Origin of the sequence: Octadecabacter arcticus 238, assembly GCF_000155735.2 — a bacterium.
Classification (GTDB): Bacteria; Pseudomonadota; Alphaproteobacteria; order Rhodobacterales; family Rhodobacteraceae; genus Octadecabacter; species Octadecabacter arcticus.
The window spans coordinates 3,604,077-3,617,622 of sequence record NC_020908.1; the positions used below are offsets into that span (position 1 = coordinate 3,604,077).

A 13,546-nucleotide genomic window follows, 5' to 3' on the forward strand; every position below is an offset into this window, starting at 1 on the left:
AAGCCAAAAACCACTGATCCGTGTTCAAAAGCGACGTATTCGACCCTGCGCCAATAAGACATCGCGTGTGGCGCAGCCACGCCATTGTATCAGCTGTTGGCGGGGCCGAAATTCTCACCATAAAAACGGTACCAATTGTCGCCCATAATTCCGTCGACTTCGCTGTCTGACATGCCAACGGCGGCAAATCCCGCACGGATATTGCCAAAATCACGGTTGTCGCCAAACCAGCTTGGCATGGCTGGGAAACCCGCCGCGTCGGCGGTTCCCTCGCCGTAATCCATGGCCTTTGACCATCGCCCGACGCGCATCCATTCGACGATGCTGTCCGGCTGATCTTGACACAGGTCGCTGCCGATCCCGAGATTTTCGGCCCCGTAGCGCGATGCGGCGTCCGCAACCATCTGGCAGAAATTTTCAATTGTGCAGTCCGATCCAGACTGAAGATGGTGCGGATAAACCGAAAAGCCCATCATACCACCCTGCGCGACAAGGGATTTGATTACATCGTCGCCAAAATTACGGCGTGCAGGATGCCACCAGCTGGGGTTCGCGTGGGTGATCGCGATGGGCCGCGACGACGCATCGATGGCTTGCAATGTAGATCGATCGCCCGAATGGCTCATATCGACGACAAGCCCGACACGGTTCATTTCGGCCACAGCTTGCACGCCAAAACGGGTCAGGCCTGTGTCATTTGCCTCGTAACATCCGCTCGCCAGTAAGGATTGGTTGTTATAGCTCAACTGCATGAACCGCACGCCCAGTTGATGCACTATTTCAATCAGACCAATGTCATCTTCAATAGGGCTGGGGTTCTGGAAGCCAAAGAGAATCGCGGTGCGGCCTGTTGCGCGCGCCATGTCCACATCACCCATTGTAGTTGCGCGCATAATAAGATCTGGAAATTGTTCAAACCGGCGGTTCCATGCCTCAAGTTGCAGCACCATTTCGCGGAAACTCTCGTGGTAGGTGATCGTCACATGGACGGCGTCAACGCTACCTTCCCGCATCTGGCGGAAAATCTTTTCAGACCAATTGGCGTACTGCAAATTATCAATCAAATATCCCATGTGCGCACCCTGCCCCATCTATCGCGAAAATGCCAAAAATTGTGATCGGCAAGGGAACGGTTAAGGGGCCTTTTGCATTTCGTCTACGCATCTTGTTTGGTATGAAGTTGTAGAGACTTTTGACGAGCAGGCAAATATGCGCAAATTGATCCCTATTCTGGCTTTGATGTCATGGGTGATCCCGTCAGGGTCCTCGTCGCAAGACGTGCGTTTGGATGCCCCACAAGCTGACGAAGAACTGCAAACGATTTTGACCGCCGCCTCACTGACATTGGCGCTTGAACGCGATGGTGCAGATGCGCCGCAGGATTATGTCGCCGCGGCGCGGGCCGACTATCGCCGGCTGCTGACGGGGCTGTACGCAGAAGGATTCTACGGCGGCACTATTTCCATTTTTATCGACGGAATCGAAGCCTCGGGGATTGACCCGTTGGTACCGCGCGGGTCGGTCAAAACCGTCGTGTTGTCGGTGACACCGGGACCACGGTTCACATTCGGGCGTGCAGACATCGAACCATTGGCGCGCGCGACGCAGATGCCAGAAGCCTTCACAACCGGCAACACCGCGCGTTCGGATGATATCAGTGACGCCGCGAGCGCTGCCGTCGTTGGTTGGCGCAACGCGGGCCACCCTTTAGCGCAAACCGACGGGCAAACGATTACTGCGCGCCATGACGACGAAAAGCTTGATGTGGCGATTGTCATCGCCCCTGGGCCTGAGCTCCGGTTTGGCAACGTCGTGGTGACAGGAAATGGCGCCGTGCGCACCGATCGCGTACGCGACATCGCGGGTCTGCCAACGGGAACATTTGATCCCGACGCAATTGTGCGCGCAGAGGCGAACTTGCGCCGCACCGGTGCGTTCACAGCAGCCGCACTCATCGAGGGCGACGCGGCTGTCGGTAGCACCCTGCCAATGACCATTGCCGTCGTCGAACAAACATCGCGCAGAATTGGCGCGGGTGTCGAATATTCGACGGTGTCAGGATTGACCCTGTCGGGGTACTGGTTGCATCGCAACCTGCTTGGCGGCGCGGAGCGGTTCCGCGTTGACGGTGAAATTACAGGGCTGTCTGGCGGCACTGGTGGCATAGATTACAGCCTTGGTGCTTCCTATTTGCGCCCTGCAACATTTCGCCAAGACACCGATCTTTATATTAATACAAATATCGCCCAGCTCGACGAACCGTCGTTCTTTGAGCGCGACGCGAGCATTGAAGCCGGCATTGTCCGCCGCATTTATGACGACGTGATCTTGGAATACGGGCTTGGTTATACCGTCGGCGAAGTGTCTGACGATCTGGGTGACCGAACCTACAGCCTGATTTACGCGCCACTTGAAGGCACAGTTGATCGGCGCAACGACGCGCTTAATCCGACGTTTGGATATTATGCTGACCTTTTGGTTGCACCGTTTTTGAGCCTGAATGGCGCCGACAGCGGCGCACGCATTTACGGTGATGGCCGAATTTATCGCAGCATTGGCCAAGACGACCGCGTCACGCTGGCCTTGCGTGGCCAAATCGGGTCAATCCTTGGTGCAGATGCGGCGGATGTGCCGGCCAGCTACTTATTTTATTCCGGTGGTGGCGGCACTGTCCGTGGGCAGCCGTATCAATCCCTTGCAGTGGATTTGGGCGGCGGCAATGAAATTGGCGGCACCTCGTTTTTCGGCGCTCAATTTGAGGCGCGCGTGGATATCACCGATAGCATTGGCGTTGTCGGATTTTACGACACAGGTTTTGTCGGCGCCGACGCAATCCCGTTTGAAAATGGTGATTGGCATGCCGGTGCAGGGCTTGGATTGCGCTACGACACAGGGATTGGTCCGATCCGGTTAGACGTTGCGACGCCAGCCTCAGGCGACGAGGCAGGTGAGCGGATTGAGGTCTATATTGGCATAGGGCAATCGTTTTGATGCGCATAATTTTGACGCTTTTGTTGGTAACTTGGGCGGGCTTTGCAGCGGCGCAAAGCGCTGAAGACGACCGCGATTTCATCACTGGCCTGATCGAAGACACTATAAATAACGACGACTTAACGGTCCGTCTGATCAACTTTCAGGGCGCTTTAAGTTCAGCGGCGACGGCGGATGCCATCACGATTGCCGATCCAGACGGCATTTGGCTGCGCCTTGACGGGCTGACAATTGACTGGAACCGTTCCGCATTGCTGTCGGGGCGGGTCGAGATTGGTAAGCTCAGCGCGGAGCGGATTGAATTGATCCGCCTGCCCATCGCGAACACCGACATGGTTGACCTACCGACGGCAGAAGCCACGCCTTTCAGTCTACCTGACCTGCCTGTGTCCATCGACATTACAGAAATTTCAGCTACCGAAATCGTTCTGACCGAAGCCCTACTGGGCGAATCTTTGACGGCGCGCTTTGAGGGGGCTTTGACGCTTGGAGATGGCGCGGGCAGCACAGCTTTCACGCTGGAGCGCACCGATAGCAAAGTCGGGCGCTTTATCGTCAATGCAGCTTACGAAAACGAGGCGCGACAGCTTGGGCTATTCCTGCTCGCCGAAGAGGGCCAGAACGGCATCGCCGCACGGATGTTGAACCTACCAGATCGCCCGTCGGTGAAACTTGAAATCGCGGGCGATGCGCCGTGGGATGGCTTTGTCGGCGATATTGCGTTGACGACGGATGACGTAGATCGTATCACAGGCACCGTCCAGCTTTCGCGCCCCTCCGGTAGCATTGATCAGGCCTTTTTTGTGAACATGGAAGGCGATCTGCGCCCGCTGCTGTCCGATCAATATGACGCGTTCTTCGGCGCCTCAACGGTGCTGCGGGTCGAGGGCACGTCATTCGGGCTGGGCGGGGTGCGTCTTTCCAATATTATCGTTGCTGCCGATCAACTGGTGCTACGTGGTTCATCGCGCATTGATGCCAACGGCTGGCCGGAAGCGATTGATTTGCGCGGACATCTTGGCACGGGCAGCACAGACCGCGTGTTGTTACCCATAGGTGGCGCATCTACCGAAGTCAGCGGCATGTCCTTGAACGTGCAATACGATACGGCAAACGATGACGCATGGACGGGCGCGTTCGACATCACATCATTGGTGCGCGACGGTGTGTCGGTTGATGCATTGGCCCTGTCAGGTGGTGGCGTGATCGTACCAAGCGGCGTCGGCACCCTTGGCCGATTTACGGCTGATCTGAACTATGCGGCGCGCGGCCTAGCACTTGCAGATACGACCCTTACAGAAGCAATCGGGTCCGATATTGAGGGCACTTTGGATTTCGGCCGCATCGAAGCGGAGCCGTTCATTGTAAACGCCTTGACGATCAACGGTGCGGGTATTCAAGCACAGGGCAGTGCGAGAATCGAGGGGCCGGAGGAACGGTTCCGCACCCAAGCCGGCATTTCGTTTGAAGCCGAAGATTTCAGCCGTTTTGCTGCCCTTACGGGTCTTGATCTTTCAGGTCGCGGCACGGTGGACTTGTCGGGAACGGTGCAGCCTTTTGACGGCATATTTAACTTCGAGATCGCAGCGCAGACCGATGGGCTTTCCATTGGGATCACGCAGGCGGACCCGCTTTTGGCGGGGACCAGCACGCTGACGCTGGGCGTGGAGCGCGACACGGACGGAACCCGACTGCGCAGCATTGATTTGCGCAATGACGCGGTGCAGGCAACAGGCAACGCTGACATCACCTCACAAGCCACCAGCGCGAATTTCACCGCACAGATTACAGATCTGAATCTTGTGACGCCAAGCCTGTCTGGTCCCGCGACGCTGACGGCAGACGTGCAAACCGATACACAAGGCGTGATCACACTCGACGCCGGTGTGACCGCGCCGAGGGCCGAAGCCTCAGCGCAAGGCAACGCATCCCCCATTGAAGGTGGCTATGTTGTTCGCGCAGAAGCGGCGATCGCGGTGGATGAACTGGGCGCCTACAGAGATCTGGTGGGGCAACAGATTGGCGGCGGTCTGTCGGTTGCTTTGGATGGCACATTCACCACCACCACGGGTGCGATGAACGCAGATGTCAGGGCCCGCACGCAAGACCTGCGCGCAGGATCATCCGCACTTGATCGGGTGTTGGCGGGTCTGGGTCGGATCGACGCGGATGTCAGCCTGTCTGAGGCCGGACGCCTGCGACTTGACGCCATTGACGTGGTGTTCCCGAACCTGACAGCAGGCGGCACGGTTGCCACGTCGGGAACGGACACAGTCGCCAATCTGTCCGTCCGGTTGCGCGACATTGCCCTGCTGGTATCAGACTTTTCCGGCCCGCTGGTCGCTGACATCACCGCCCGCCAAGACCCGGCTGGCTGGGCCGTCACAGGGGACGCCACAGGACCCGTGGGGACGGCCGCGCGGGCAACGGGGCGCATTTCAAACGCTGGTCAGCTGAACATGTCGCTCACAGGGTCCGCACCACTGGACCTTGCCAACCTTTATATTGCGCCACACCAGATCAACGGCCTCGCTAGGTTTGATCTATCGATAAATGGTCCAGCAGACCTAAGTTCGGTGCGCGGTCCTGTGACGATCAGCAATGCGCGATTGGCTGCGCCGAACCTGCAACAGGCTGTTGAAGACATTAACGGCACGCTGCTGCTTGCGGGAGGGACAGTTCGTCTTGATATTCGCGGCACCAGTGCAGAGGGTGGAACCGTGGCGCTATCGGGACCCGTTGATCTATCGTCGCCCTTTCAGGCGGCGCTGACAGCGCAGCTCGGTGATGTCGTGCTGCGTGATCCGACGTTGTACCGCGCAACGGCAAATGGCCAAGTGACCGTGAACGGTCCCCTTGCTGGCGGTGCGGCAATCGCGGGGACAATCGATCTTGGGGCGGTCGAAGTGCAGGTGCCGTCCACTGGCGTCAGCGCTCTTGGCAGCTTGCCAGAGGTCACCCATCTTGGCCCGCGCATGGATATTCGCACCACCCTTGATCGCGCGGGCGTCGGAGGGACCCCGTCAACCGAACTCCAGACCCGCGCCGGCCCCGATTTTCCAATCAATCTGTTGATCCGCGCGCCGTCGCGTATCTTTGTGCGTGGTCGCGGACTGGACGCCGAACTCGGTGGCCAGCTTCGTCTAACCGGAAGCCTGAAAACGCTGGTGCCGATCGGGCGTTTTGATCTGGTGCGGGGCCGGCTGAGCATTCTGGGCCAGCGGTTTGATCTAGACGAAGGGTTTGCCCAACTTCAGGGCGATTTCACGCCGTTCTTGCGCCTTGTCGCAACAACGGAAGCCGGCACTGGCACCTTGGTCAGTATCATAATAGAGGGCCCTGCCGATAACATCGACGTGCGGTTCGAAAGTGTCCCTGACCTGCCGCAAGATGAAGTGTTGGCGCAACTGCTGTTTGGTCGCGACATTTCATCAATCTCACCGCTTCAGGCCGTGCAACTGGCGTCTGCTGTGGCGACCTTGGCGGGCAATGGGGGGGGCGGTGTGGTGGCAAACCTGCGCGAAGGGCTTGATCTGGACGATCTGGATTTCGTGACCGATGAGGACGGCAATGCCGGTGTTCGCGCGGGCAAGTATCTGTCCGAAAACGTCTATACCGACGTGATAATCGGGTCAGACGGGACATCCGAGATCAACCTGAACGTCGACATTGATAACAATTTTACCGCGCGTGGGTCAGTTGGATCTGACGGGGACACCAGCGTCGGGATTTTCTTTGAACGCGACTATTAACGCCTAGTCGTGAAACGGACAGGCGACCATTTGATCAGGGCCACTGGTGTCCATGACAGGCCGATCACCCGCGCAGACGGCTTGCACTTTAGGGCAGCGGGTGCGGAACAAACAGCCTGACGGCGGCGCCAGCGGACTGGGCAAATCACCCTCTAGTATGGGTCGAACGCGTGCGCGTTCAGCTTTGGGGTCGGGGATCGGTACCGAAGCGATCAAGGCTTGCGTGTAGGGGTGCGTCGGGGCGCGGCAGACCTCCTTGGACGGGCCAATTTCCATTGGGCGTCCAAGATACATCACCACGATGCGATCAGAAATGTGTTTCACCACGGACAGATCATGGGCGATGAAAATCATCGAAAGCCCCATGTCTTTTTGAAGTTCGGTCAGAAGGTTCACGACCTGCGCTTGCACCGACACATCCAGCGCCGACACTGGTTCGTCACAAATCATCAGCTTGGGTTTCAGGATCAACGCACGCGCAATCCCAATGCGCTGACATTGCCCACCAGAAAATTCATGTGGATAACGGTTTATCATGTTGGGTAGCAGCCCAACCCGTTCCATCAATTCGCCGACACGCGATTTGACGTCTTTGCGCGGCGTGTCTGGTTCGTGCGTCACCAAAGGTTCGGCAATGATATCACCAACAGTCATGCGCGGGTTGAGCGATGCAAGCGGGTCTTGGAAGACCATCTGCACGTCACGACGATGTTTGCGGCGTTCTTGTCGCCCCATCGCCATCAGGCTTTGGCCCTTGTACAAAATATTGCCACCCGACACTGGAACCGTGCCAATGATTGCGCGTGCAAGCGTGGATTTCCCTGACCCGCTTTCACCCACCAGACCCAATGTTTCACCGGGTTGCAGATCGATGCTAAGACCGGATACGGCCTGTAGTTTAAGCGACGGCGTCCATGGCCATGCATTTTGGGGCCGGACATCGAATGTCACCGATAGATCGCGGACCGAGAGGATTGGTTCAGACATTTGCCACCTCCGACAGCGTCGCATGGCAGGCGCGAAGGTGATCATCGCCAACCGGTTCTTTTACGGGTTTCGTGGTCACGCAGATGTCTTTCGCGATCTCGCAGCGCGGCGAAAACGGGCAGCCTTGGGGCAAGTTTGACATGTCGGGTGGTTCCCCCGCAATTGTCAGCAATTGATCATCATCGCGATCAAGGCGTGGCACGGCGCGCAGCAGACCCTTTGTGTAAGGATGCGTCGGGGATTCAGACACGTCATCGGTCTGTCCCTGTTCCATGATCTGTCCACCATACAGCACCAAAGTGCGATCGCACGCGTCCGCCACGATGCCCAGATCATGGGTGATCAAAACCATCGCAGTGCCAAATTCGTCGCGAATACCGGCCAGCAATTTCATGATCTGCGCTTGAACCGTAATGTCCAAAGCGGTCGTGGGTTCATCGGCAATAAGCAAACGTGGACGACACAGCAGCGCCATCGCAATCATGATCCGCTGGCGCATACCTCCAGAAAATTCGTGCGGATACATGTTGATGCGGGTTTTGGCATCCGGAATGCGCACCGCATCGAGCATGTGGACCGCTTCGGCCACGGCCGCACGTTTGCTCATCCCCTTATGGAGCTGCAAAACCTCGGCCATTTGGTTGCTGACGCGAATGTAGGGATTGAGCGATGTCATTGGGTCCTGAAAGATCATCGCAATCTTTTGCGCGCGAACTGTGTTTAATTGGCGCGGTGTCAGGGCCAGCAAGTCAGTGCCATCAAACACCGCCTTGCCCGTCGCGCCGCCGTTCTTGGCCAATAGCCCCATAATGGCGAACGCCGTCTGGCTTTTGCCCGAGCCGCTTTCGCCGACAATGGCCAGTGTTTCGCCTTCATCAATGGCAAATGACAGCCCATTCACCGCGTGCACGGGGCCGTCGTTGGTGCGAAACGTCACCGTCAGGTCTGAAACATCTAACAGCATTTAGCGGTCCTTCGGGTCTAGTGCGTCGCGCAGGCCGTCACCCACAAAGAAAAAGGCGAACAGCGTGATAAGGAAGAAACCAAGGGGGTAAAACAGCATCCACAGCGTGCCATTGGTCATCTGGCTCGCGCCCGCATTGATCAGCGCACCGAGCGACGTGTTAGGTTCCTGTACGCCTAGGCCGAGATAGGAAATGAAGCTCTCAAAGATGATCATTTCGGGAACCAGCAGCGTCGCGTAAACGATCACAATGCCCAGCAAGTTCGGAATGATGTGGCGCAGGATTATGGTGAAGGGGGACACCCCCGTGGCAATCGCCGCCTCAACGAATTCTTTGTTCTTGATCGTCAGCGTCTAACCCCGCGCAATCCGCGCCATATTGAGCCATGAGATCAACCCGATGCCAATGAACAGCATCAAGATCGAGCGCCCAAAAATGACCAGCATCAGGATCAGCACAAACATGAACGGAATCGACATCAAGATATCGACGATACGCATCATGATGCCGTCCTTGCGCCCACCGACGTAGCCTGCGGTCGCGCCGTAAAGCGTGCCAACGATCACCGCGACCAGCGACCCGACAATCCCGACCAAGAGCGAAATGGATGTGCCCTGCACCGTGCGTGCAAACAGGTCGCGCCCATCGATGTCAGTGCCGAAATAATGGCCTGAGCTGAGCGATGGAACGCCCTGATAGGCGTTTGCCCCCATCAGGCTGAAGTCCACGTAGTCCGGTTCAAACTTGGCGAATAACCTACCAAACAACGCAAAGGCGCAGATGGCAATCAGTACGAACAACCCTGCAACCGCGGCTTTGTTGCGAAAGAACCGCACGCGGGCGTCTTCCCACAATGATCTGCCCCGAACCTGTGCAAGGTGTGCGGTTTGTTCCAGCATTTTCACGTCAGTTTGCTTAATCATCCCAGCCTCCCTTAGTACCAGATCTTCGGGTCAATCCACGCGTAAAGCACGTCGACCAGAAGGTTGAACAGGATCGTCAGCGCGCCGACCAAAATGGTGATGCCCAAAATGACGGCGTAGTCGCGGTTGAACGCGGAGTTCACAAAGAACTGCCCGATGCCACCGGTAGAAAACGCCACATCAACGACAACCGATCCTGTGATCATCCCTACAACGGCAGGACCAAGGTAAGAAATCACCGGCAGCAACGCAGGCTTCAGTGCATGGCGGAAAATGACGCGGCGCATGGGCAGACCATTGGCAATCGCGGTGCGGATAAAATTGGAATTCATAACTTCGAGCATGGACGACCGAGTGATCCGCGCAATGGAGGCCATATACGACGTGGACAGCGCGATGACCGGCAGGATCAAGTAATCAAACCGCACAGCACCGCCGAATGGATTGTTGAAACACAACCGATCCCCGGCATCGCACGCATCAATCAGCAAGCCACCTGACCAACCGCCACCGGGCAACCAGCCGAGGCCAAGCGTGAACAGCAACACCAACACAGGCGCCATCACAAAGTTCGGCAAAGCCTGTGCGCCGATGGTGATGCCAACGGCCAAGTAGTCCAGCCACGTATTCTGGCGGATCGCCGCCGCCACACCAAGCGACACACCAACAACCACGGCCACAAGCGCGGACCACGCACCATAGGTCAGCGTCACAGGAAAACCTTGGGCGATCACATCGTTGACCGTCCGGTCACGGTATTGAAATGAAGGGCCAAAATCGAAGTAGAAAACGACGTTTTTGACGTAGCTGAACATCTGCACGATGTAGGGCTGATCAAGGCCGTAGCGGGCTTCGATATTGGCCAGTACCGCGGCAGGGGGCGGGCGTTCACCGCCGAACGGGCCACCGGGGGCCGCGAACATCAAGATGAACGAAAAAATAATGAGGATCAGCAAGGTCGGCACGGCGATCGCCAGCCGTTTTGCAATGAAGCTATACATCAGGGGTCCTTTGCAAGGTCCCGCGCCACCGAAATGGTGGCGCGGGCTTTTTTAGACGGTCGAAACGCTACTCGCTCGCGCTGATATAGAGGTCTTTGGAATACCAGTTCTGCAACAGATTTTCCGTTGGCCAGTTTTCCATGTCCGGCGCGATCATCCGCACGGATGCGTAGTGATAGATCGGCAGGAAGTAGGCGTTGTCAGAAGCGATCTGTTCCATCTCACGGTACAGCGGCATGGCGTCTTCGGCGAACTTTGCCTCTTGTGCCAATGCGTCAATATCGGCATCGATGTATTTGCCGTCGTTGTAGGCGGATCCAGATGTCAGAAGGTCCGTGTAGGTGGACGGTTCGTTGTAATCCGCACACCAGCCGCCCCGCGCAACTTCATAGTTCTGCTCACCGCGGGTATCAAGGAACGTGGCCCATTCTTGGTTGGCCAAGGTAACGTCGACGCCCAGCGTCTGTTTCCACATTTGTCCAACCGCCACGGCCACGGATTGGTGGCTGTCGGATGTGTTGTACACAATCTCCAAGGTCAGCGGGTTGTCGTCCCCGTAGCCTGCCTCGGCCATCAACTCGACCGCCATGGCGTTGCGCTCATCCTGCGTCATGGATGCGACTGCGATTTCGGGCTGCTCCCATCCGGCGATGGCCCAGTGCGTCAATGTCCAAGATGGCCGTTGACCACCAGCCAGCACGTTGTCGGTGATGATGTCACGGTTGACTGCAAGGCTCAGCGCTTGGCGTACACGCACATCTTTAAGGGCCTCAGGACCGCTGTCGGACTGGTTGAACTGGTAATAATATGTGCACGAAGACGGCAGGCTCAGCGCCTCACCTGGATATTCAGCATTCAGGCGTGGGAACTGCCCCGCAGGCACGTCCATCACAACATCAATTTCGCCCGCCAAATAGAGTGTGAGCGCTTGGTTGGAATCGTTGATAATCAGCGCTGTGATCTCTTCGATGATGGTGTTGTCATTGTCCCAGTACATCGCATTGCGCGACCGCACGAGCTTTTCTGCTGGCACGTAGTCGGACAGAACATAGGCACCGTTGGAAACCATATTTTCAGCGCGGGTCCACTGATCGCCATGCGCTTCGATGGTGGCACGGTGCTGCGGGAATGTGGTCGGGAATGTGGTCATCTGCGGGAAATACGGACGCGGTGCGTCGTTTGTATAGACAACCGTGAAATCGTCAGGTGCCGAAATACCCAGCGCGTCCAACGGCATGTCGCCAGCGGTGACTGCGGCTGCGTTCTCGACGCCCATGACTTCGAGGTACCACGCATATTCCGATGCGGTTTCGGGGTTGGCCGCGCGTTGCAGGCCATAAACAAAATCGCCCGCGACGACCGGATCACCGTTCGACCACTTGGCATTTTCACGCAGGGTGAACGTATAGGTCAGGCCATCCTCGGACACCTCAAAGCCAGTCGCCACACCAGGCTGTACGGCACCGTTGGCGTCTTCGGTCATGAGACCTTCAAACAAGTCACGGGCGACAGATGCGCCTTCGACGTCTTCAACCAAAGCAGGGTCGATGGACGGAAAATCATCCAAAATTGAATAAGTGAACGACTGATCAGACGCGAGCGCGACGCCGGTATCTGGATGGGTTGCATGGCCGTCAGCCAGCACGGCACCGCCAGTCACTATCAGTAACGCCGCTGTCGAGGCGAGAAGTTTTGTTTTAAATGTCATGTGATTACTTGTCACATCCCGTGAGGTAGTAGGGGTTTTTCTTAAACAGCTCTGGTTTAAGTTTGTGCCAGTCTTTCATGGCCTGCAAGGGGGTTCTGCTCTGAAGAACAGATTGCGGGAGTTGTTGATTATAGAGCAATACATAACGGTGCATCGTCGCATTAAGGTCTTCCCCTGATCGGAAGTGATGGCTTTGAAGGACATCCTCTATACGCCCGTTGAACCTCTCAACCATGCCGTTGGTTTGAGGCGATTGTGGTGGGGTCAAACGGTGGTCGATGCCAAGTTCGGTGCACAGCGTGTCAAACTCATGTTTGCCGGTCGCCGCACGCTTGCGCAGGCCAAAGAGGCGGTCAGTGAACTCCTTACCATTATCCGTAAGAATGGTGCGAATGTGCAGCGGACACGCGCGCTCAAGGTCACGCAGGAAACGTCGGGCATTGGCGGCCGTTTTGTTGCTATAGATACCAATGAACACCCACCGCGTGGCGCGATCGATGGCGACAAACAGATACCGGCGTGATGTCTGATCCGCCATTTGCGGCAGATATTTAACGTCAATGTGCAGGTAGCCCGGCGCATAGGCCTTGAAGGCGCTGTGCTTCGGCCTTGCCTCTTTGACCTTCAGGTCGCGCAGATTGCCCACCCCATGTCGACGCAAGCATCGATCCAAGCCCGAGCGTGAAACGTTCGGATTCAGAAACTCCCGGACCACTGCAAGTAAGTCATCAAGTGACACCAAAAGCGTCTTACGCAACGCCACCGCAACAACCTCCTGCGCTGGCGTGAGCGTCGTCTGCAAGCGATGTGGTGTGTGACTGCGGTCTTCGACGCTGTCGCGGTGACGCCACTTCAAAACAGTCTGCTCAGAAATGCCAAAGCTTTCACCCACCATCCAGGCCGGATCGGCACTGGCTTTAATGGCAGCTCTAATCTTCGGTGTTGTCGTCGCTTGGCGATGCAGTCGAACGAGCATCACGTTTCTCCTTCCGAATGTCCTCTAAAACCGACCTTGCCATGAAAAAGGCCGAACGCCGAGGATCAATGTGATCATCCGGGATGGAACAATTACTCACAAGATTGAAGCAGCCTTTGTGGGAGTCGCGACTGAACGCAAGGTTTGATATCAGTTGACCCAACGAAACCTGATTGCCTTGAGTGCGCCGGAAACAATGAAAGCGCGGGATATTAACCCCCCCCCACATCTTTGTTATTTAGT

The 13,546-nt window shown here is 56.9% G+C and carries 8 protein-coding genes and 1 pseudogene; 2 read left to right on the forward strand and 7 right to left on the reverse strand.

The features are described 5' to 3' along the window. Nucleotides 1-89: 89 nt before the first annotated feature. Entirely contained in the window at nucleotides 90-1,073 is a 984-nt protein-coding gene (locus OA238_RS18705; RefSeq protein WP_015496387.1) for a membrane dipeptidase, read from the reverse strand. Nucleotides 1,074-1,209: 136 nt separating this feature from the next. Here OA238_RS18705 and OA238_RS18710 point away from each other — a divergent pair, with 136 nt between their 5' ends. Next, nucleotides 1,210-2,991: an autotransporter assembly complex protein TamA gene (locus OA238_RS18710; protein WP_015496388.1), complete on the forward strand. Its 1,782-nt coding sequence runs from the start codon at nucleotides 1,210-1,212 to the stop codon at nucleotides 2,989-2,991. Next, nucleotides 2,991-6,743: a translocation/assembly module TamB domain-containing protein gene (locus OA238_RS18715; protein ID WP_015496389.1), complete on the forward strand. Its 3,753-nt coding sequence runs from the start codon at nucleotides 2,991-2,993 to the stop codon at nucleotides 6,741-6,743. Before OA238_RS18710 ends, OA238_RS18715 begins: the two co-directional genes overlap by 1 nt. A gap of 3 nt (nucleotides 6,744-6,746) precedes the next feature. Here OA238_RS18715 and OA238_RS18720 read toward each other — a convergent pair whose 3' ends face one another. From OA238_RS18720 to OA238_RS18745, 6 genes and pseudogenes are all read right to left on the reverse strand, one after another. Beyond that, entirely contained in the window at nucleotides 6,747-7,730 is a 984-nt protein-coding gene (locus OA238_RS18720; RefSeq protein WP_015496390.1) for an oligopeptide/dipeptide ABC transporter ATP-binding protein, read from the reverse strand. Next, nucleotides 7,723-8,694 carry an oligopeptide/dipeptide ABC transporter ATP-binding protein gene (locus OA238_RS18725; RefSeq protein ID WP_015496391.1) on the reverse strand — a complete coding sequence of 324 codons (972 nt, stop codon included), beginning with the start codon at nucleotides 8,692-8,694 and terminating at the stop codon, nucleotides 7,723-7,725. The genes OA238_RS18720 and OA238_RS18725 overlap by 8 nt, the downstream gene beginning before the upstream one ends. Continuing rightward, nucleotides 8,695-9,594, reverse strand: a pseudogene (locus OA238_RS18730) (ABC transporter permease subunit). It lies immediately after the preceding gene. Nucleotides 9,595-9,629: 35 nt separating this feature from the next. Continuing rightward, nucleotides 9,630-10,619, reverse strand: coding sequence for an ABC transporter permease subunit (locus tag OA238_RS18735; protein WP_015496392.1), 990 nt, complete (start codon nucleotides 10,617-10,619; stop codon nucleotides 9,630-9,632). Nucleotides 10,620-10,686: 67 nt separating this feature from the next. Next, nucleotides 10,687-12,327, reverse strand: coding sequence for a peptide ABC transporter substrate-binding protein (locus OA238_RS18740; RefSeq protein WP_015496393.1), 1,641 nt, complete (start codon nucleotides 12,325-12,327; stop codon nucleotides 10,687-10,689). Between the two features lie 4 nt (nucleotides 12,328-12,331). After that, entirely contained in the window at nucleotides 12,332-13,303 is a 972-nt protein-coding gene (locus tag OA238_RS18745) for an IS481 family transposase (protein ID WP_015496394.1), read from the reverse strand. Nucleotides 13,304-13,546: the final 243 nt, after the last annotated feature.